This window comes from Blautia marasmi (assembly GCF_900258535.1).
Classification (GTDB): Bacteria; Bacillota; Clostridia; order Lachnospirales; family Lachnospiraceae; genus Blautia; species Blautia hominis.
Map to the genome: position 1 here is coordinate 3125701 of NZ_OIWX01000001.1, position 21685 is coordinate 3147385.

Annotated in this window: 16 protein-coding genes; 10 read left to right on the forward strand and 6 right to left on the reverse strand. The window is 48.0% G+C overall.

From position 1 onward, the window contains the following. The first annotated feature begins 36 nt into the window (after positions 1-36). The 3 genes from C6P39_RS13460 (at position 37) to C6P39_RS13470 (ending at position 5455) form a co-directional block, all read left to right on the forward strand. Entirely contained in the window at positions 37-3159 is a 3123-nt protein-coding gene (locus tag C6P39_RS13460) for an alpha-mannosidase (RefSeq protein ID WP_104804120.1), read from the forward strand. Between the two features lie 104 nt (positions 3160-3263). Continuing rightward, positions 3264-3938 carry a DUF624 domain-containing protein gene (locus tag C6P39_RS13465; RefSeq protein WP_104804121.1) on the forward strand — a complete coding sequence of 225 codons (675 nt, stop codon included), beginning with the start codon at positions 3264-3266 and terminating at the stop codon, positions 3936-3938. 245 nt (positions 3939-4183) lie between these two features. Next, complete coding sequence (locus C6P39_RS13470; RefSeq protein ID WP_104804122.1) at positions 4184-5455, forward strand: SLC13 family permease; 1272 nt, start codon at positions 4184-4186, stop codon at positions 5453-5455. Here the strand turns inward: C6P39_RS13470 and C6P39_RS13475 are convergent. After that, on the reverse strand, positions 5427-7022 hold the full coding sequence (locus tag C6P39_RS13475; protein WP_104804123.1) for a PucR family transcriptional regulator: 1596 nt from the start codon (positions 7020-7022) through the stop codon (positions 5427-5429). The two genes, C6P39_RS13470 and C6P39_RS13475, sit on opposite strands and share 29 nt — an antisense overlap. Positions 7023-7250: 228 nt before the next feature. On the opposite strand from C6P39_RS13475, the gene dcuC reads away from it, so the two are divergent. The 5 genes from dcuC to C6P39_RS13500 all read left to right on the forward strand — a co-directional run bounded on the left by dcuC (position 7251) and on the right by C6P39_RS13500 (position 13414). Then, positions 7251-8618, forward strand: a complete 1368-nt coding sequence (gene dcuC / locus C6P39_RS13480) for a C4-dicarboxylate transporter DcuC (protein ID WP_104804124.1) — start codon at positions 7251-7253, stop codon at positions 8616-8618. 139 nt (positions 8619-8757) lie between these two features. Further along, positions 8758-9813, forward strand: coding sequence for a uroporphyrinogen decarboxylase family protein (locus C6P39_RS13485; protein ID WP_242987042.1), 1056 nt, complete (start codon positions 8758-8760; stop codon positions 9811-9813). Then, the gene (locus C6P39_RS13490) at positions 9767-10039 is read left to right on the forward strand and encodes a hypothetical protein (protein WP_158661563.1); all 273 of its coding nucleotides are present in this window, start codon (positions 9767-9769) and stop codon (positions 10037-10039) included. The genes C6P39_RS13485 and C6P39_RS13490 overlap by 47 nt, the downstream gene beginning before the upstream one ends. 119 nt (positions 10040-10158) lie before the next feature. Then, positions 10159-11892: a sensor histidine kinase gene (locus C6P39_RS13495; RefSeq protein ID WP_158661564.1), complete on the forward strand. Its 1734-nt coding sequence runs from the start codon at positions 10159-10161 to the stop codon at positions 11890-11892. Continuing rightward, complete coding sequence (locus C6P39_RS13500) at positions 11864-13414, forward strand: response regulator (RefSeq protein ID WP_104804127.1); 1551 nt, start codon at positions 11864-11866, stop codon at positions 13412-13414. Before C6P39_RS13495 ends, C6P39_RS13500 begins: the two co-directional genes overlap by 29 nt. A gap of 66 nt (positions 13415-13480) precedes the next feature. On the opposite strand, the gene C6P39_RS13505 is transcribed toward C6P39_RS13500, so the two are convergent. From C6P39_RS13505 to C6P39_RS13525, 5 genes are all read right to left on the reverse strand, one after another. Beyond that, positions 13481-14746, reverse strand: coding sequence for an MFS transporter (locus C6P39_RS13505; RefSeq protein ID WP_104805927.1), 1266 nt, complete (start codon positions 14744-14746; stop codon positions 13481-13483). A 96-nt stretch (positions 14747-14842) separates the two neighbouring features. Beyond that, positions 14843-16465, reverse strand: coding sequence for a helix-turn-helix domain-containing protein (locus C6P39_RS13510; protein ID WP_158661565.1), 1623 nt, complete (start codon positions 16463-16465; stop codon positions 14843-14845). Continuing rightward, on the reverse strand, positions 16458-18215 hold the full coding sequence (locus C6P39_RS13515; protein WP_104804129.1) for a sensor histidine kinase: 1758 nt from the start codon (positions 18213-18215) through the stop codon (positions 16458-16460). Before C6P39_RS13515 ends, C6P39_RS13510 begins: the two co-directional genes overlap by 8 nt. Positions 18216-18219: 4 nt before the next feature. Beyond that, positions 18220-19161, reverse strand: a complete 942-nt coding sequence (locus C6P39_RS13520) for a CehA/McbA family metallohydrolase (RefSeq protein WP_158661566.1) — start codon at positions 19159-19161, stop codon at positions 18220-18222. A gap of 10 nt (positions 19162-19171) precedes the next feature. Beyond that, on the reverse strand, positions 19172-19633 hold the full coding sequence (locus C6P39_RS13525; protein WP_095172242.1) for a DUF6669 family protein: 462 nt from the start codon (positions 19631-19633) through the stop codon (positions 19172-19174). A 204-nt stretch (positions 19634-19837) separates the two neighbouring features. Between C6P39_RS13525 and C6P39_RS13530 the strand changes: the two genes are divergently transcribed. Beyond that, positions 19838-20752: a CehA/McbA family metallohydrolase gene (locus C6P39_RS13530; RefSeq protein ID WP_104804131.1), complete on the forward strand. Its 915-nt coding sequence runs from the start codon at positions 19838-19840 to the stop codon at positions 20750-20752. 31 nt (positions 20753-20783) lie between these two features. Continuing rightward, positions 20784-21602, forward strand: coding sequence for an endonuclease/exonuclease/phosphatase family protein (locus C6P39_RS13535; protein WP_158661567.1), 819 nt, complete (start codon positions 20784-20786; stop codon positions 21600-21602). Positions 21603-21685 lie beyond the last annotated feature (83 nt).

The following is a 21685-nucleotide window of genomic DNA, read 5'->3' on the forward strand; positions in this document are numbered from 1 at the left end:
CATAAAGATAATCAAAAGTGCGAAGCAGGAGGTATTATGTTTTTAACAGATAGAAAATTACAGAGGCGAATGGACGAAGTAAAGAAATACAGATACCGTGGCGTAACTCCTATAGGAGAATTCCTTATGTGCGAGGATGAACAAAAAGCAGTGAATCCCCAGGTTCCCATAAACTTTGACGGTTGGGGAAGAATCAGCGAAGGGGAGCGCTGGGCAGGCAGGGACCGCTATCTGTGGATGCACAGGGAGATCCGTATTCCCGCAGAGTGGACCGGAAAAAGAGCGGTAGGTATCTTTGATTTCGGAAATACCGGAGCAGGAAACAACAGCGGATTTGAGTCCATGTGTTACCTGAATGAGGAACCTTTCCAGGGTGTGGACGTGAACCATCAGGAAGTATTTTTCCCGGAGGAATACTTTGGGAAGGCGTTAAGCCTTACCTTCCGTCTCTGGTCAGGACTGGAGGGCGGCGGAGTACCGGCAGTCCAGGAGCATCAGATCAAGAGAGCAGACCTGGCTTGGCTGGATGAGGAAGTGGATGATTTTTACTATCTGGGAACCATGGTGCTGGAATCCATTGAAAATCTGGATGAGAATGATCCTGTCCGTTATGATCTGAGAAATGCCCTGGACGAAGCCTGCCACTGTATTGACTGGGCATATCCGGGAAGCGATGAATTTTATGAGTCTGTCCATCAGGCGGACCGGGTGCTGAATGAGAAGATTGACCGGATGGATAAGCACTCTCTGGTAAATGTATACTGTGTGGGACATACCCACATTGATATGGCCTGGCTGTGGAGATTAAAACATACCCATGAGAAAGCATCCCGTTCTTTTTCCACTGTGCTTCGGATGATGGAAATGTTCCCGGAATATATTTTCCTGCAGACACAGCCCCAGATCTACGAATACGTGAAAGAAGATTTTCCTGAGATCTATGAAAAGATCAAAGAGCTGGTGAAAGAGGGACGCTGGGAAGCAGACGGAGCCATGTGGGTGGAAGCGGACTGCAATCTGACAAGCGGGGAGTCCCTGACACGCCAGATATTGATCGGAAGCAAATTTATCAAGGAAGAGTTCGGAAAAGATGTGGAATACCTATGGCTGCCGGATGTGTTTGGCTATTCCTGGGCACTTCCCCAAATCCTTAAAAAATCCGGTATTGATATGTTCATGACCACAAAGATAAGCTGGAACCAGTTTAACCGTATGCCTCACGACACCTTTAAATGGAAGGGGATTGACGGCAGCGAAGTCCTGACCCACTTCATTACCACGCCGGAGCCCTGGAATGAACCCGGATCCTGGTTCTACACCTACAACGGAAAGCTGATGCCAAAGACCGTGAAGGGGGTATGGGATGCCTACAGTGAGAAGGAGATGAACAAAGACCTGCTCATTGCCTACGGGTTCGGGGACGGCGGCGGCGGTGTAAACCGTGATATGCTGGAACAGAGACGCAGGCTGGATAAGATCCCGGGGCTGCCCCATGTGAAAACCTCCACAGCAGGGGAGTATTTCAGAAAGCTGAAGGACACTGTAAAGAACACAGACCAGTATGTAAACACCTGGGACGGAGAACTGTATCTGGAATACCACAGGGGAACCTACACAAGCCAGGGTTATAACAAGCGCATGAACAGGAAGATGGAACTTCTGTACCGCCGCGTAGAGTGGATGACCGTGATGCAGGGACTGATGGAGGGAAGCCTTGAAAAAGCCCAGCAGGAAAGCCTCACAAAAGGCTGGAAACTGATCCTGACCAACCAGTTTCACGATATCATTCCCGGCTCTTCCATCCATGAAGTTTACGAGGACTGTCACAAAGACTATGCCAGAATTGAGGATATTGCCGTACAGGTGGAGGATGATTTTACAAAGAACACTGCCCTGCAGCAGGAGAATACCTGGACAGTATGGAATGCTTCCGCATGGCAGAAAGATGAACTGGTCTCAGTCCCCTGCACAGATGACGGGTACTTTACAGACGAGGAAGGCAGCATTCTGCCTGTACAAAAAGGGGAAAACGCCGTGTATGTAAAAGCAGAACAGGTACCTGCCATGGGACATAAAGTTATCTGTTTCCATCCGAAAGATCAGGGTAAGGATGAGCAGAACAGCTTTGTGATCCGGGGAAGAGAGATTGAGACACCATACTACCTGGTATCTTTGAATGATTACGGCCAGATGACCAGGCTCTATGACAAGACTTTTGCCCGTGAAGTCCTGGCACAAGGACAGCGGGGAAATGTCCTGCAGATGTTTGAGGATAAGCCGATTGACAACGATGCATGGGATATTGATATTTACTATCAGCAGAAGATGAGGGAGATCACAGAGATGACAGCATTTGAGGTGACCGAGTGCGGCCCTCTGAAGCTGACGATCCATATGGAGTGGAGATATATGAAGTCCTCGATATCCCAGGATATGAGCCTTTACCGGGATTCAAGGAGGATTGATTTTAAGACAGATGTGGATTTCCATGAGAGACAGCAGTTATTAAAGGCTGCGTTCCCGGTTGACATCCGATCCACCTATGCCACTTATGATGTGCAGTACGGCAATGTAAGGCGTCCGAACCATTGGAATACAAGCTGGGATCAGGCCAGATTCGAGAGTGTTGCCCACCGTTTTGCAGACCTTTCCGAGAGAAATTACGGTGTCAGCATCTTAAATGACTGCAAATACGGACATGATATCAAGGACAATGTGATCCGTATTTCTCTTCTGCGCTCCGGATTGCAGCCGGACCATCTGCAGGACCAGGGAATGCACACTTTCACCTACGCACTTCTGCCTCACGGCGGGGATTTCGTGGAGGGGCAGACCGTGCAGGAGGCATGTGCGCTCAATGATCCTATGAAAGTAACAGCGGGAAAGACCAGGGTAGATTTTGAAAGCTTTGTCACATTTGATAACGAGCAGGTGGAAATAGACGCAGTGAAAAAATCCGAGGACGGAAACTATATTGTGCTCCGTTTCCATGAGTTTGCGGGAAGTTCCCAGACGGTAACCGTGACACCGGGATTTGCGTATTCCCGCTGGATGGAGGGCGATTTAAGAGAGCGTCCTCTTACAGAGGAGAAACCGGCAGGGGAGATGAAACTTCACCTGCATCCGTATGAGATCAAGACGATACTGATAGCGTTATAAAGAGCAGTATATAAACCATACAGTGTGCAGCAATATGCCGCCTGCCGTCTTGTGATGGCGGCCGGGCGGTATAAGGACCTGCGGAACCCATAAAGGAGGAAAAAATGTTTAGTGAAGTGTTCCAGATGGAAAAAATATTGGGATTTTGTGAGAAACTGTGGTACGTGATCGGAATAAATACTTTGTTTCTGCTTTCCAACTTTCCGGTGCTTCTGTTTTTCCTCTTTGTGGGAGTTTCCCAGGTGCGCACCTGCCTGCCCCTGTTTCTGCTGTGCATGGTTCCCATGGGGCCTGCCCTTTCCGCTCTGTTTTACACCATGAACCGACTGCTCTTTGGTACAGAGTCGGGGGCGTGGAGAGACTTCAGGAAGGCATATATGGATGACTGTGGGCAGAAATATCTTCTGGCAGCAGGGCATATGTTCCTCATACTGATATTTGAGATAAACATTGAGTTTTTCGCGGTCCAGGTTCCCATCTTTCCTCTGATGATCCTATTTGTCATCTTATTCGCGGCAGCATTAGTAGTCACGCCCAATCTGTACCTGCTGGCTTCCCGTTACCGGATGAAAAACAGGGATATAGTAAAGACATCCCTGATCCTTCTGGTGACCAGGCCTGCCAGCACTCTGGGAAGCATGGTTTCCCTGGGGGTTATCCTGATGCTGTTTGAACTGAAGGCAGGGACAGCGGTATTATTTATGGGGAGTTTGTATGGGTTCCTCATAACGTTTATGAACCAGAAGGTTCTGCTTTCACTGGAAGAAAATCATATATGATCTTTAAAAGACACGGTGCTCCCGTGTCTTTTTTGGATATATGGGCTAGTCATTGGCACAGGCCCCCTTATCCTTTTCAGCTTGATGTGTAAAATCAGGCTGCTTTTTTTATAATACCCGCCGAATATACGCAGACTATCAGAAATGCTATAATTACATCAAGATCAGATCAGGAAGTAAAGCTCATCCGTGCAGGATCTTAGTATGTGCTGACAGTAAAGGGGAAGGGAAAGGCGGGGTGAAAAATGGGAAATGCGGAACAGATATTTATTGTGGGGATGATAGTGGTGTTGATCGCACTTCTGCTTACAAGAAAAGCAAGCCTGGGGTGGATTGGCTTGCTGCTTCCCTGTGCGCTTTCCGTTTCAGGTATTATTACCCCTGCTGAGGCTTTTTCAGGACTTGCCGACAAATCCATGTTTATTTTTGTGGGAGCCTTTGTACTCAGTGAAGCATTTTTCAGGGTGGGACTATCGGATATTTTGGGGAAGTGGATGCAGAAAAGACTGAAAAAAGTAACCAGCGATGGTGTCATACTCCTGGTCCTTAGTCTGTGCACCGCAGCGTTATCCAGTATGTTGTCCAGTCTGGCCGTGCAGGTTACCATGATGTCCCTGGTACTGACGCTGGGAAGCAGTCTTAAGGTCAGCAAGACAAAGTCTATGATGGCCATCGCCTATGCGGCAACGATCGGAGGCATGATGACCATTATGGGCACCCCCTTAAATATGATAGGGAAGGCTGCTTACGAAAATACAGTGCCGGGAGATATCATGGGGATTTTTGAAATTTCCCTTGTGACCGTGCCTGCGGGTATCCTGATGATTTTATATTATTGTTTTGTAGGGAGCAGGTATCTGCCCGACAGAGCCGGATGTATGGATGTGCAGCCGATTGTGAAAAGCGCAGTAAGCAGAAAAAACCAGATACTCGTTGCCCTGACGTTTCTGTTTTTTATTCTTGCGGTAGCGCCTGATCAGAAGGCACTGATCTCCGCCTACGCAGCCGGCTGTGCAGTCATCTTGTTTTTAGGCGGAGCAGGGATCCTATCGGTAAATGAGATCATAAATGCTGTCCGGTGGGATATATTAATGTTCATTATGGGGATGAAAGCGTTAGGAATAGGGATTGAGAAGGTCCAACTGGATTCTCTGCTGTCAGAGAAGGCGGCCGGACTATTCTGGGATGATATTCCTGACAGAATACTGATAGCTGTGGTCTTTCTGCTGGTGGCACTGATTACCCAGTTTTTAAATAATACAGGTACTTTTGGCGTGGTGCTGCCGTTTGTTTTAGTGATTGCCTCTAGTCTCGATGTGAATCTGAAACCCGTTATGCTGACAGCTATGATCGCATCCAGCTGTGGATTTGCCCTGCCCATTGCGGCACCGTCCTATCCAATGCTTGCGGAGGAAGGTGGAATATACATGGGAGACTGGCTGAGACAGGGTCTTCCGCTGGTGGCTGTGTGCTTTGCTGCATGTGTTGTTATGATTCCGGTTTTCTGGCCGCTGTAGTACGGGGGGACCAGTCTGAAGCCTCCTGCCGGAATAAATCCCGTATACGGAAGGAGAGATCCAGGTATAAGATAGTATCTCTGTCATCCAGGTCCAGATTTGTCAGTTCCTGTATTTTGTTTAACCGGTAGGTAAGGGTGCCTCTGTGTAGAAATAAGGCCTTGGCGGCCAGTACAGGCTGACAATTGGAACGAATATATTCTTTCAAAGTTTTAAGATAATCACTGCCCCTTTCCAGGTCGATTTTTTCCAGTAAACGGATACTGGATGCACATACCATATTGGAGTTTAGATCACCAACCGAGTTTTTTAACATATAAGACAAGGCAATCCCGGAAAAAGGATGACAATACTGGTCCGGATGCAGCCACAGACCGTATTCGAGGCCGGCCTGTGCCTGTTTGCTGTAATTTGGGAGTTTTAATATATTATAAAATAGATTGCTTGCTCCAAAATGAATGCTGCCCTTCAATCCTATTTCATGGAAGAGGGAGTAGCAAGGCGCCGGATCATGGACGGATCTCGGCACATGACATACAGCGTACAGCTCTGTTTCACGGAAAAAGGCTACGCAGTCGTTGATATTTTCTGTGATATCCAGACAGGCACTGTAAGCATAGCTGGAATCCAGGTGGGGCAGGGATGCTTTGGCTGTCAGATATCCATCTTCCTGATGCCATCCGATTCGGTCAAGCTGCTCCAGCAGATGCTCTTCGTTTATATCCTCATCAAATAAATACCGGTAGAGGAGCTTTTGTAAAGGGCTGTCTTTGGGTTTTTCTATAGAACGGCAGGATAAGAAAGCCTCTTTGATAAAGCAGGAGAAATATTCCAGAAGATTCAGCTGGCTGGCTTTAAAGGAGGACTGCAGTTCATTGATCAGGATCCGTCCCTGATAACGCTTATTTTCATCAAATATATTAATGTAGATGTCTCTGTGCTTGTTCCAGGGGGGAATCCAGTATTGAGCAGTCTGTGTCTGATAGGTTTCAAGAAATTCTTTTGAGTGATACAAAAGATTTCTTCTCTCAACAGGAAGAAAGAGATTTCCGGTAGCAGGATCCATCTTCATCTCCATCATTCCCACAACAAATGCGGTGCGCACAATGGCGTTGTTATTGTGGTCTAGAATATAGACAGGGTTTTCAAAGATTTCAATGGAAGCAGAACAAAGGTCATACATGCTGCCATGACCGGCCAGTATTTGCTCCAAATGAGCGGACCATTTCCGGAATTTCAAAAAGATATTCTGTATCAGTTCCAGGATCAAACAGGGATTTTCTTTCCTGGGAATGTGTATGATAGATTTTTTATAATGGATAGGGTCCGGGCATATGACTGCCTGTCCTACCAGTATGATATTGCAGTTCTTTTTCATCAGGTCGTCAAGATACGCAGGAGATGTAACGTAGACCATCTGCTGGGAAACTGTAGTTTGCCCATAATAGAGACGCACGTCCTCCAGGACCATGGGGTCATTGCTTCGGTAAAAGATATAGTCGGAAAATTGGTCATCCAGATAATCCGAGAGAATTTGCATATTGAGAAAAAGGGTTGTGTTTACCATCTGAAATCAGCTCCTGTGCAATTGCCTGAGTTTTTAGTTGCTTTATTATAGCACAGCAACAACAAATAATCTATACTTTAGACGGCATACTTTGAGGTAGGAGAGCGAAAATCTGTTTATAGTCTACATGCATAAAAAGAAACAGCTTTTTTTAAACCTTCGGGAGAATAGTAAAAATATTGTTTTCCCTTTAGAATAAACATATAAAAGTAAAGGAGGAAACGAAAAATGATCAAAATTCTGGCAACTGCAGTTCTTTTGTCACTGCTCATTTTCAGTATTGTCAAAAAGTATAATACAGTTGTAACACTACTGGCTTTGTCTCTGGCTGCCTATGCGGGACTTACGCTGGCTGGGGCGGATATTATGGGGGAAGCCACCTGCGGCAGTGCGTTTTTCGATATATTTGAAAAACTCAATACAAGTGCGCAGGGAACAATGGGGGGCAATGTGCTGATTATCATGTCTATATACGGATACATTGTCTATATGAAACATATTAAAGCGTCGGATATGTTTGCCACAATGATTGCTGCGCCGCTGAAAAAGATCAGGGCGCCGTATCTGCTGGCAGCCATGATGATCTTAGTGGGCAACCTGATAAAGATTGTGATTCCAAGTGGTATTAGTGTTGCGGCCCTGATGATCGCCACTTTGTATCCGGTACTCCTCAAGGTGGGATGTTCTAAGACAACCAGTGCATCAGCAGTCTTGCTTTCTTATGTGACGGTCTGGGGACCTTCGGATGCCAGCCTGTATACAGCCCTGTCGCTGGCAGGTATCGAGGACGTGTCTGTGTCGGAGTGGTTTGTTTCAAGCCAGATTCCCGTAATGCTGGTTGTACTTTTGGTTGTAATGGCAGTATTCATACCGGTTTCCAAGTTTTTTGATAAAAGGGAGCATGCGGAGGCTTCCGAAGAAGTTCTGGAATCCCAGTCTGTACGGGATATCGGTGTTCCGTATTTTTACGCATTGCTGCCGCTGGTACCCCTGGTGACCATATTGATCTTCAGTGAGCTGATCGTGGGGAGTATAGTTATCAGTGTTGTGGCGGCCTGCTATTTCAGTCTGCTTCTTGCTGTGGTAGTGCACAGTATATGCAGAAGGAAATTCCGTGAGTGCTTTAATGATGTTTCTGTGGTATTCAACGGGATGGGAGATTACTTTAAAGGGCCTGGTATCCTGCTTGTTTTCGGTACACTCTTTGCATCTGCCCTGAGTGGGATAGGGGGAATGAAATTGATCGTAGATGGGCTTTCCGGTATCGGCGGGGGGACTGCCATTGCCATTTCTATCACCACCCTCCTGGGGATTTTCGTAGTTGGGGTAACCGGAGTGTTTAACGGGAATGTCAGTCTGATCATACCGGTAATGACTACGATCATAACTTCCACAGGACTTGAGCCTCTTCCTCTGCTGCATCTGGGCTTGATCGGGTGCGCCCTTGGGTCCGCGGTTACACCGGTGGCGGGCGCTTCTCTTTATATAGCATCCGCTACGAATGTAAATATTCTGACCTGCGTAAAGAGAAATTTAATACCTGTGCTCAGTGGAGGGATTACGGCCATTGCTATTGTGCTGTTGTTTTATGTGTAGATAATAGGTAACTATTCCGTAGGGGCTGCGCATTCACTGCGCTGACATCCCATCGCCAAAGGCGATTCTGCATGGATTTTTACCTGTAACTGTGAGGGTACGAAACAGTTATGATAATAGATAAATAAGGAGAGAGCATATGAGCACTGTGAGATTTTCAGAATCAGAGATGAAGCGTATAGGGTCTTATAAAATTCCGGGCAGTTATGGGTCTGCAAGTGTGGAGCAGCCCAAGCTTTCCACTCCTGTCACACCTAGAGAAAATGTACTTCGGGTGTTCCGGGGAGAGAAACCGCTGTGGCTGCCCAATATGAACCGGGATATGAACCTCATATGCCCGGATATGATGCCGGATGCGTCCGCAAGAGCCTTCGGTGGAATAGACTGGTTCGGGGTGGAGTGGCAGTATGAGCCCCTTACAAAAGCAGCCATGGTCAAACCCGGTACCCGCAGGTTATCGGACATGGTAAATTGGGAGAAAGAGCTGGTGTTTCCTGATTTAGAGCAGTTAGACTGGAAAAAGGATGCGGATGAACTATACAGTATGCTGCCAAATGACAGATTTACTTACTTTGTGATTTACAACGGCATTTTTGAGAGGACTGCAGACTTGACCAGTTTTGAGGACGCCTTTTGCTATCTGTTGGAGGAACCAGAAGCATTAACAGCGTTTTATGACAAATTGATTGACTGGTATATCCAACTGATAAAAATAGCAAAGAAATATTATCATGCAGATATGATCTTATTCCATGATGATATGGGAGCACAGCGCGCTCCGTTTTTTTCCGGAGAAATCTATCAGGAATTATTTATTCCCCAGTATCGAAAGCTGACACAGGCAGCACATCAGGAGGGCATGTATATTGCTCTGCACTCCTGTGGAAATGTGCGTATGCATATACCGAACTTTATCGAAGCAGGTTTCGATGCCTGGGAAGGGCAGGAAGGGGCTACGGATAAAGATGAGATCATGGAACTGTATGGGGATAGGCTGATACAGCTTGGGAATTTTAATATAAGCGGCAATATTACAGATGATGAGGCTGTGCAGATCATCAAAGATATGATAAAGACCAGAGGGAGCAAAGGCCGATGTGCATACAGAATCCGTGACATGAGACCAGTCAAAGGTAATACCAATCTGGATGATGAGATGTACCGGTACAGCCGTATTTTTTACAGCGGACAGTGAGCCGGGAAAGAAGGGACAATTCGATACCCAATATATGGATGGGCTGTGTATTTCCGAGGAGGACATCCGACGGTCAGTCAGGAAAACTCTGGATGAGATGGCGCCGGGGGGCAGCTATATTGCATTATTTGCATTAAAAACGCCGGGGCGTAATGCTGTTGTTGTGGATGAGATCAAGAGGTACAGCGGCAGATTTTATTCCCATCCCCGACCGGACGCACTCTGAAAGTTTAATTAAATAGGGAGACCAAGAGAGTTCTTTGGAACTCTCTTTTTCTTTTCCTTGGATTCTTTTCTTTCCCAGGCATACATGGTTATGTTATACTTATGTGCAGGAGGAAACATATGGAAAACAAAAACCCGAGACATCTATTTCACAAATTATTCCTGAGCTACTCAGCAGTTTTGATCCTGATCGTGGGAGTGCTCATTTTATATTTCATATCATCCAGCAGAACTCGTATGCTGGAGACAAACCAGGATTATGCAGGGAAACTGTGCGGTGAGGCGGTGCTGGAGGTGAACCGTGCAAGCTCAGATGCGGATTACCTGCACAGAGCCATCTACCAGAATAATTCGGAACTGCAGGACATGCTCAATTATTTCCGGTATGAAACAGAGGAGTATCTTAAACGCCATCTGGACACTTATGCCTCCTCCAATACAGTGGACAACAAGGACATTTACAGCTATGTGGAAAATGCCTATTCCGCATATCCGGATATCAAAAAAATAGAACTTATCAGTTACACCAATAATAAAACAACGGTATTCTATTCGGAAAATGACATTCGTGTGGATCACAACGGCAGAGAGCGGAGGAAGGAGATCCTGGATGGGGGGCTGGCATCCCCCGGTTCCTATTCTTTCCAGAAGGAGATCCGGGATCCTCTCAGTATGAGGATAGAGGGCTGTATTGTCTTCACATTTGACACGGGTACTATCACAGCCATTCAGGAAAAGTATCCCATGGCAGAATTGTACTTGTATTATAATAACGGAAACCAGGTATATCCGGAGAAAGATTCCCTGCTTCTGAAAGATTTCCAGCAGGAGGACGCAGGCAGGAAGCTTAGATCCTACATACAGATCCAGAGCGTGGAAGATTATATAGTAGCCACCAGACTTGATAAGCATACAGCCGCTTCCATCCCGGTTGTCCATATAGTGGCTATACTGGCCATCGGTGCTGTTCTGGTCATAACAGGTGAAATTCTGATCAGCAGTTATCTGAAGCGCCTTACAAAAAGGCTGGATGGTATCATACAGGGCATGGACCAGGTGCAGACGGGAAATTTAAAAGTACAGCTCCCGGAGAACGAAAACGGGGACGAGCTGGATATGATCTCCCGCCATTTTAACCTTATGTGCCAGGAGCTGGAGTCTTATATCCAAAAAAGCTATCTGGCAGAGATAGAGCAGCAAAATGCGGAGATGCAGGCACTTCAGAGTCAGATCAACCCTCATTTTCTGTACAATACCCTGGAGGCCATCCGCATGAAGGCTATCTGCAACGGGGACAGGGAAGTGGGAAAAATGCTGTATAGTCTTGCCGTCACATTCCGCAGCCAGTTAAAGGAGGCGGATGTGATCACCCTGATGCAGGAAATGCATTATTGTAAGAAATATCTGGAATTGTTTGAATACCGCTACCAGGGAAAGTTCCGTTCCAGTGTGGAGTGCAGTCCGGAACTCTCCGAAATTCCAGTCATTAAATTTATACTGCAGCCCATTATTGAGAATTATTTTATCCATGGGATCCGTATGGAGGAGAGTGACAATGAAATCAGGATTTATGCCAGGCGCATAGGGGACGATTTATATATCCACGTGGAGGATAATGGCAGGGGCATGCCCGGGGAGGATATGGAAAATAAGAACCGGGAGCTTAAAAATAATGAGATGGATACCCGCAAATCCATTGGTATGACCAATGTCAACCGCAGACTGAAGGCTGCCTATGGGGATACCTGCGGTGTGTTTTTAAAGGCAAACAGGCCGCGGGGAATGCATGTGATATTGTTGGTGAAAGTCAAGGAGAGGGAAACAGATGAAAAAAGTAATGCTGGTGGAGGATGAGGAACTGATCCTCCAGGGAATAAGGAACATTATAGACTGGGAGGCGCTGGGTCTTGATGTGGTACATATGGCGCACAACGGAAAGGAAGCGCTGTCCCTCTGGGAAAAGGAACCTGTGGACCTGGTGGTGACGGATGTGGAGATGCCTGTGATGAACGGTCTGAACCTCTTAAAAGAGATCAGGAGCAGGAATGAGAGGGTGCGGTTTGTGATCCTCACAGGATATGATGAATTTGAATATGCCAGAAAAGCGATCCAGCTTGATGTGGAGGACTACATATTAAAACCTATAGACGAGGAGCAGCTTGAGGCAGTGGTAAAAAAGGCACTCTTAAAACTTCAGGAGATGGACCAGGACAATGCCAGGAAGATGGAGGACCGCATTGGATGGCAGAAGTTCCTGGAAGGAGGAAGCGGGGAGGAAGAGCGGAAGACATTTCTCTCTCTGCTTCCAAAAGTGAAAAAAGCAGAACTTCTGTCCGCAGCGGTTATGAAGATTGACAGCAGAAGTATGCGGAAAGGGGATATGTCAGAGCTGCTGTCCATTCTGCAGGAAGAAGCGTGCAGAGTGATCCATCTGAAGGCAGACACCCTGCTTCTGGTGGAATGTTTCTCCACAGATTATACCTGGAATGGCGGGGAGGGGGAGACTGCCAGGAAAATCAGGAGTGAGATCCACAGCCGCTTTTCCTACCTGCAGAACCGGCTGGAAAGCGAATTGGGGATATTTACATTTATAGGCATCGGCCCTTCTTTTACGGATTATGAGACGCTCCCGGAGGTCTACCGGGAAGCCATGCGGATGCAGAAGTACAGGATGCTGGACGGGTACGGGAGCTGTGTGGATGAGAACCATATTAAAAACCGTGGCTCAAAAGACGTTGCCATTGACGAGACACAGCTCCGCAAAATGATCCTGCAGAAGGACCGGGACGGGGCCATCAATTATATTGAGGATCTGTTCATCAATAATATCAGGAAAGACGCAGATGTGAATAATCTGTACCAAACTGCCCTTAAGATTGCCATGCTTTTATGGGACATCAAAGGGGAATATAAGCTGGAAGAGAAGAATATGCAGGATCTGTCTGATATGGTGGAGGGCATCTATGGGGCAGAGGATATCTTTGGGCTGAAGGCTATGTTTATCTCAGAGATCTCGGAGATCATCACATATCTGCATACAGAGAATTCCGCGTATACGCCGGTGGTAAAACAGATCATGACAGAGGTGCAGAAAAACTATAAAGAGGAACTGAGCCTTAAAACCCTGGCATACAAGTATCATATGAACGCGTCCTATCTGGGCCAGATTTTTCAGAAAGAGGTGGGGTGCTCCTTTACCCAATATCTGAGTAACATTAAGAACGGGATTGCCAAGGATCTGACCCTGAATACTAACCGCAGGATAAATGATATTGCCCAGGAAGTGGGATATACGGATACCAGCTATTTTTACAGGAAGTTTAAACAGTGCTATGGAGTTTCCCCGGCGTCCCTGCGGGAAATGAAAAAATATTAGGATACATTTACAACACAGTAAAAAAAGAGTGCTGCCGGAGTATTTTCCGGCAGCACTTGTCCGTTCTCAAAGGTTTTTAGAAAGGGCGTTTTCACGCAGGGATTTCAGGATGCAGACCATAAGGGCAGCAGCAGTCACTATGATCCAGCTGGTCACGGTTGCGGTCCATCCCAGATGGTCCACCATGACCCCGATGGAAAAGGTGGAAACAGCGGTTCCCAGATAGGCCACAGAGTTCAGAAAACCCGATACGGTGGAGACACGCCCCTGTTTTTCATAGTTCAAAGGAAGCAGGTTCACAAATAAGGTGTTGACTGCCATCATGGAAGCGGTGATCAGCGCAAACAGTATCACCGTCAGGACAATGGACAGGCTGCCTGCCAGACGTATGCCGGTAAGCGCTGCTGCAGCCAGCAGGAAAAAGGGGATGGCGGCTTTCAAGGCCCGCCTGCCTGCCCGGCGGTATACATACTGTGCCGCATATGCGCCCACCAGATTTACCACAGGGAGAACCGTTGTCACCAGTACGGAGAGGGACGGAGAAGTCAGAAAGGTTTTGCTGATGAATGTGGGCACCCATGTGGCTACACCGTCTTTCAGCATTCCGTGGACCAGTACCGGAAATACCACTGCCAGCAGGCCGGAGCTGAACAGAAGGGAGGTGAAAGGGACTGCCTTTGTATTTGGGGGGACGGGACCGGAAGTATCAGAGGCCGTATCCTCTTCTTTTCCGTGATTTTGACTGTACCTCTCAATGCGGCCAAAACCAAAGAACCATACAGCGGCCATAACGCCCAGGCAGAGAGCAGCGGCACCGAACACAGCCTTCCAGCCTGCCAGCCACATGACGGCTGCGGCCAGGAGATAGGCGCCCAGCGTCCCGGCCACCTGGGAGGAGACAATGTGGATACAGTAGCGTACCTTCTGTGTCTCCTGCAGCATTTCCGCAAAGATCCGGATGATGGGAGGCCAGATCATGGACTGGGCGTAGCCGTTGATGCCCCAGACCAGAGCCATGAGGAAAAAGGAATCCACAAATCCCATGACAAAATTGGCGGCAGCGGCAGCGGCAAGTCCCGTGAATATCATACGTCCGGGATGGAACTTGTCTCCCAGCAGTCCGTTGCACATCTGTCCAATGCCGTAGGCAAAGAAATATACCATGCTGATGAAGCCCGCCTGGGATCCTGCCAGTACCTGTTCATCAATCATTGCCGTCATAGCGGAAGAGAAATTCAGCCGTCCGATGTAGGAGGTGAAGTAGGCAAACCAGCACAGCAGGAACAGACAGAATGCCATTTTATTACTTTCAAGCTTGTGAAATCTTTTCATGAGATATACCTCTTCTTTCTTTTTTCTGCATTCAACAATATACATCAGAACAGAAAAAGGGGAAATGGATATATCACCATTTTGGAGTAGATATTTCTACATGGACATATTGAACCTGTGCTGCTGGCGGAACTGAAGGGGTGTGACCCCGGCTGTCCTTTTAAAGACCCGGAAAAAGTATTGACTGTCCTCATAGCCCACCCTTTCTGCAATCTCGATCACGCTCAGATCAGTGTCTTTGAGGTATTCCCTGGCTTTTTCCATACGGACTTCCGTGATATAGTTTACCGCGGACTGGTGCAGTTCCTTCTTGAAGACAGAGGAGAAGTAGTTGGGGCTCATGTTGTAGAGTTCTGCCAGACTGTTTATGGCCAGGTTTTCGTTATAATGTTTTTTGATATATTGTGCTGCCAGAAGTATCTTGTCTTTGGAACTGGCATCCTGCATACCCCGTTTGCTGATACAGTCAGTGACGATCTCCGAAATATAACGGTGTGTTTTTTCCGGAAGACAGAGTTCATCCAGGACCCGGAAGTTGTGCAGAAGGTCTTCCACGCCGATGTATTGGCGTATCTCCGGCTCATAATATTTTAAGAGGAGGTTCAGGATACGCACCCACAAGATCCTGATGTAGGAAACCCCGCAGTTTAGGAGCATTTCCTCGGAGAACAATTCGGACAGGAGCTTGTGAATGCCGTTGATGTTGCCCTGGACCAGATATTGTTCCAGGAAGTACAGCTCGGAAGCAGGGAAAGATTTTCCGGAAAAAACCGCGTTGTCCTCATAGAAATAGAGATTGCCGTCACCGTAGATGGTACGCTGGCGGAGAGCGGATTCCGCCTCCCCTAACACGCCGGCAGAGAGCCTGCGGGTCTGGCTGCTGATGCCCATGGTCAGGTAAATACCCATCTGTTTCTCCAGAACTGTCCGCATCTCCAGGAAGAACTGTTCCACCTCCCGGCGGAGAACGGAGGATTCACTGCTGCTGCCCTCAAAGACAGCATACATCTGATGTTTGTGGATAATGCTGTTGACCAGAAGGACCTTGCCCGGGGAACTGATCTCGTCAAACACATTTTTGACTGCAAACCGGATCAGTTCTGTGTCCCCTTTGCTGAAATGATTCTCACAGCTTTTTTCTTCAATATTGATGACCCCCAGGAGGAGGCGTTTTCCGGGGTGGGGAGAAATCTTTTGGTAGAATGCGGGATATTTGTCTGCTGCTGAAGTTTCCCCTGCCGGCTCGTGTAGGAGGGCATTGACTTCCTTTTCCAGCGTGTAAGCAATATTCTCCTCCTCCAGTTTTTTCCTGGAAGTGATGTCTCTGCGTATTCTTGTATCCACCTCCACCTGCATGAGCAGTTTGTCCAGCTCTTCCTTTAAATCTTTGTTGGACAGGGGTTTCAGCAGATAGGCGCTGGCACCCAGACTTAACGCAGTCTTGGCATATTCAAACTCAGCGTAACCGCTTAACACCATGAAACGCAGATGGGGAGAGAGTTTCTTGGCCTCACGGATAAAAGAGAGTCCGTCCATATCAGGCATCTTGATATCCGTGATGACAATGGATATGGAATTCTGTCTGACAGCCTCCAGCGCTTCAGAGCCGCTTTCTGCCTCCATGATCTGGTCGAATTCAAATCCCAGGTAGCTGAGACGGGCGATCAGGCCTTTTCTAATGAGTTCTTCGTCATCTGCGATCAGCAGGTTCCTATTCATCCGTTTTTTCTCCTTTCCGAATGAGGGGTAGCCGTATATCAAACTGGCTGCCATAGTGAAGAGTGCTTTTTACGGTGATGCCGTACCGTTCCCCGCAGGCGAGTTTGATCCTCTGGTTCACATTGCGGATACCGATGTTCCGTCCTGTTTTGGTCAGGTTGTCCGCTACATTTATGGAGCGGTTCAGTTCCTCCACTTTCTGGATATCCATGCCGATCCCGTCGTCCTCCACACGTATCATCAGACAGTTCTCCTCCTCCCAGACGGACAGCTCCAGGGTGCCTGTGGTGGTCTGTTTGACCAGCCCGTGAAGGATTGCGTTCTCAATGATGGGCTGCAGGATGAAGCGGAGGGTCATGAATTGGTCTGTGTCCGGGGAGATATTGTAGAATACTTCAAACCGGTTTCCGTATCGCTTTTTGATAATAAAGATATAATTCTGTACATGGCCCAGTTCCTGTGCCACAGTCACAAATTCTCCGTAATTTTTCCCCAGGTTATAGCGGAAGATCTCCCCCAGTTTCTGGCAGATATCACAGATATCAAATACCTGTTTCACCGCGGCTATAGAGCTGATGGTTTCCAGGGTGTTGTATAGAAAATGAGGGTTGATCTGAAGCTGTAGGTTTTTTAGCTGGGCTTCCTTGTTCTCCAGTTCCCGGATATAATTTTTTTGGATCAGGGCATTCAGCTTCCCGAGCATGTGAGAAAACTGGCGGTCCAGCTCTGACACTTCATCATTGCCTGCGATCGGCCCGTAGATATTCAGGTCACCTGTCTCTGCCCTGTGGAATTTTTGGACCAGACATCCGATCCTGGCTGAGAAGTTCCGGCTGTAGAGCCAGGCCCAGAATATAATGAGCAGAGTAACACCGAGAAGGATAGGCAGGACCATCTGCCTTACGGTCCGCTGCTTGACAGCCAGCTGATGATTGTCAAACAAAAGCAGGACGTTCAGGGAACTTTCCTTCAGATTCTCATGTTTGACGGTAAAGCCGTCAAGCAGTTCTGTGGAGTTTTCCGTATTAAGCCATGCGTCCAGCAGAGAATTCTTTCGCGGTGCTGAGGAATACAGGAGTTCATTTTTGTCACTGTAGACAATGACATCATAGGAGGAATCCTTCTCATGGTCTGTGTTGGCAGGCTTGAAGACCAGCTCCATGTACAGGTCCAGCTTTAGAAAACCGAGCTGCTTTTTTTCATAGTTATGGATATTGACATTTTCAATGTTTTTGACAAAGGAGAGAACCGGTACATTGCCTGCGCTGGAGATATAGCTGAAGCTGCCCTCCTTCACAGCACGTTCCCGCAGAAACCATTCCTCGTGTCCGGCCTCCTTGACCATGGAAGCCCGTTTTCCGTATACGGGGTACTCATCCATATCAGAGTAGAGCATACAATTGCGGATTTCTTTCTGACGGTCCAGGAGCAGGGACTTTGTGACCTCACTGCTGATCTGTTCTCCCTTAATGTAAGGACTTTTTGTCTCATCCACCAGAGCTTCCAGGATCACCGTATTATCGGCGATCACGTCCAGGCTGTATTGGTACTGGGTCAGTTTTTCATCAATGTTTTTTATGTACTGAGAGGTCATCTGCCGATAGGAATTGGAAAGCTCGGTCTTGACCATGTTCTCCAGCTTGTAGAACAGAAAACTGGTGATGGACAAGGTGGGGATCAGACTGATCAAAAGAGTAAAGACAACAAGCTGCGTAAAGATGCGGTGGGAATAGATACCTTTCCATTTCATAACGTCACATCCCCGGCAGGCGGCTCTGCCCTGCAAGGTGCAGGACCGGGGCTACACAGATCAGGTTTTCAATATCCGTAGTTTTATAGTATAATTTTGGGATCACATATTCCGCGCCCTTCAGTTTATCTATGGGGAACATCCGGTCGGGGTCCGCGGTGTAAGTTTCCGCCGGGGTTTTGAGCGTGACCAGATAACCGGAGGCATCCGGACAGGAGAAGCCGGGTTTTTTGGTGTCAGCCAGATGAAAGGTAAGGAAGCGGCTGTCAGGGGTCATGGAAACCTCCAGGACCGGTCCTTTGGAGATACAGGTTTTTTGGCTGCGGACTGCCAGCTCCAGTTCCGCGGAAATATCACCGCCCGGTTCCCCCCGGATAAAGGTGGCAAACTGATCTCCCATCTCCCAGCGTCCGTGCAGATCCATACCGCAGGTCATGGCAATGGGCAGCCCCTTCAGCACCAGATCTTCCCAGAGAAGCAGTCCCTTTTCATTGACCTGGTGAAGCGGTTCCGGGTTATTGAAGATTTCAATAAAATCCACACAGCTGTAATCTGTAAGCTCCATCTCAAAGCGGCATCCCCGGGCAAAGGGGTAGCCGTAGGAAAAGGGATGGGCAATGCCTGCCAGGGCATTCTTTTTTTGGATGGCCTGAAACAACAGTTCCGGGCGGCGGCGGTCAATGGTTTCCCAGGGCACATACTCTTTTAAGTTCAGACAGAGGATGTGTCCGTAATAGGTGGTATACTCCATGCCGTAAATACACTGTATGTCCAAACTGCGCTCCTGCAGCAGCTTCTGCATTTTGGGATGGCCGGAGATGGTATTGTGGTCTGTAAGGCCAAAGGCATCCACCTGATCTGCTTCCATCCAGTGAAGCAGATCTTCACAGGTGAGGGAAGCGTCGGACTCTGTGGTGTGATTATGTAATTCCAGTCGTTTGTACATGAGAACCTCCTTATTTGGCAGAAACCTGCAGCGTATAATGTGTGTCATCCATCAGGACATTGAAGACAAGTATGGTCACCTTCAGGACCCCTTCCAGTTCCGTCTGAGGGATACAGCCCTCTGTGGCGAAGGAGGCTGAAAAGTGCATGTGTCTGTCAGTGAGCTGCCGGTGGATACAGCCGATGAACCGGTCATTGAGAGAGGCCAGTGTGTGGATCTCCGTTTTGGTACCTTCTGTAATTTCTTTTACCGGATCTGCATCGGGAGGCAGTTCCAGGCCATAATGGCTTCGGCAGTAGTCTGTCAAGTCCCTGATCACGTCTTCTGTCACGTCCGCGGCTGTGTATCTCTGCTTATCAAAAGAAAAACCGATGTCCAGTTCCTCGTATTTTTGGTCCAGGCATACGGTATAGGAAATCTGTCCGATAAAGTCTTTTGACAGTGTCCCTCCAACCTTATAAAGTACTTTCATAGATGTATCTCCTCCCGAAAAAAGTGTTAATAGAATTTGGCTAAATGATACTACACATAAAAACAGGATTCAATAGATTTGAGAGTATCGTAGAATTGTCCATAGATTTTTTGAGAAATCTTCATTCTATTTTGAAAAGAAAGTGCTTTATAATAGGCCCATGCCAAATTGCTGAGGCAGAATTTTGGGAAGAGAGGATAGAAGATGCAGAAGAGAACATTGTATCAGTCCGGGAAATTTTATAAGGGAAATCTCCACACCCATACCACACGCTCAGACGGAAGCGGTGAGCCGTGGGAGGTGGCAGAGCGGTACAGGCAGGAGGGGTATTCCTTTCTGGCTATTACGGATCACTGGGTCTACGGGGTCCATGAAGCGTTAAACAGGGAGGACTTTCTCATATTTCCCGGCACAGAGCTGGATCTGGAGATGCCTGAGCGCAAGGACCATCATCTTGTGAGTATCGGTCTGCCTGAGACGAACCGGATTCCGGATGATTACCGTTTTGAGAAGGAGAGAACAGGCAATACCCTGTGCACCCCCCAGAGGATCCTTGAATATATGGCACAGCGGGGCAATGTCACCATCTATGCCCATCCCTACTGGTCCAAGGTGGACTCCACGGATATCAAGGATATCCACGGACTGCTGGGAATGGAGATCTACAATCATGTGGCGGAGTTTGAGGATAGTAATGGAAATTCCGAGACGTATTACGATCATTTTTTGTTTGTGAGGAACAGGACGTATTGCTTTGCGTCAGATGATACCCATGAGCTGGGGCCCCACAGCCTGGGCGGGTTTATCATGGCAAAAGCCCGGGAGCTTACCCACAGGGGTATCTTCGAGGCGCTGAGAGACGGAAGCTTTTATGCCTCCTCAGGTCCTCTGATCCATGATTTTTATGTGGAGGACGGTGCTGCCTGTGCCCTCTGCAGCGGCTGTACGGACATATATTTTAAGACCCCGCACAGAAGCGGACACCTTCATGATGACCAGGGAAATTTAGAAAGCGGAACCTTTGTCCTGAACGGAGACGAGGAATATGTGCGCCTTGTAGTGAAGAATGCGGCCGGAGAGAAAGCCTGGTCCCAGCCGATCTGGCTCTGGCTTTTATAAAAGGTGCGGCAGGGAGAATGGAGGAAAATGTATGAAACTGGTCACGTTTAATATCCGCTGTGATTTTGGGCAGGATAAAGAGAATTGTTTTTGCCGGCGCAGGGAACTGATCGCCGCAAAGATTCAGAAGGAACAGCCGGATATCATCTGTTTTCAGGAGGTGCTTCCCCATGTGGCGGTGTGGCTGAAAGAGCATTTAGAGGGATATTATGTGATAGGGTGCGGCAGGGATGAACATCTGAGGGATGAGCAGGTATCCGTGGCCTACAAAAAGGACAGGGTGAATCTGATCTCTATGGATACTTTTTGGCTGTCAGACAAGCCGGAGGTGCCGGGGAGCCGTTACGCGTGCCAGAGTATCTGTCCCAGGGTCTGCACCGGTGCTGTGTTTGAATATACCCAAGAGACGGGAAATGGATATCTGTTCCGGCTGTATAACGTCCATCTGGACCATTTGGGGACGGAGGCCAGAAGACTGGGACTTATACAGTTGTTAGAAAAGGCGGACCGGGAGCAGGCATTTGAGGGGATCCCTGTGATCCTGGCGGGGGACTTTAACGCAGAGCCGGGCAGCCCCGAACTGGAAGTCCTGCAGTGCCGCAGGGATTTTGTAAATGTCACAGAGGGAATCGGCATCACCTACCACGGGTTTGAACCGGAGGATATGCCGGAGAGCATTGACTATATTTTTGCCGGCACGCCATTTAGCTGCCGAAGTGTGGAAAAATGGGAGGACAGAGACGGGGAAGTCTGGCTGTCTGACCATTATCCCATCTGTGCGGTGCTGGAACCTGAAGGTTACGGTACACAGGCCACTGTACCGGAAGGCGTTTTCATGCCGGAAGCATGAAAATCCCCAGGCAGACAGCGCGATATGGGGCAGAATGATCCATATCCGTGCATCGCGAAGCGTGTTACTGGACACGGAGTGAA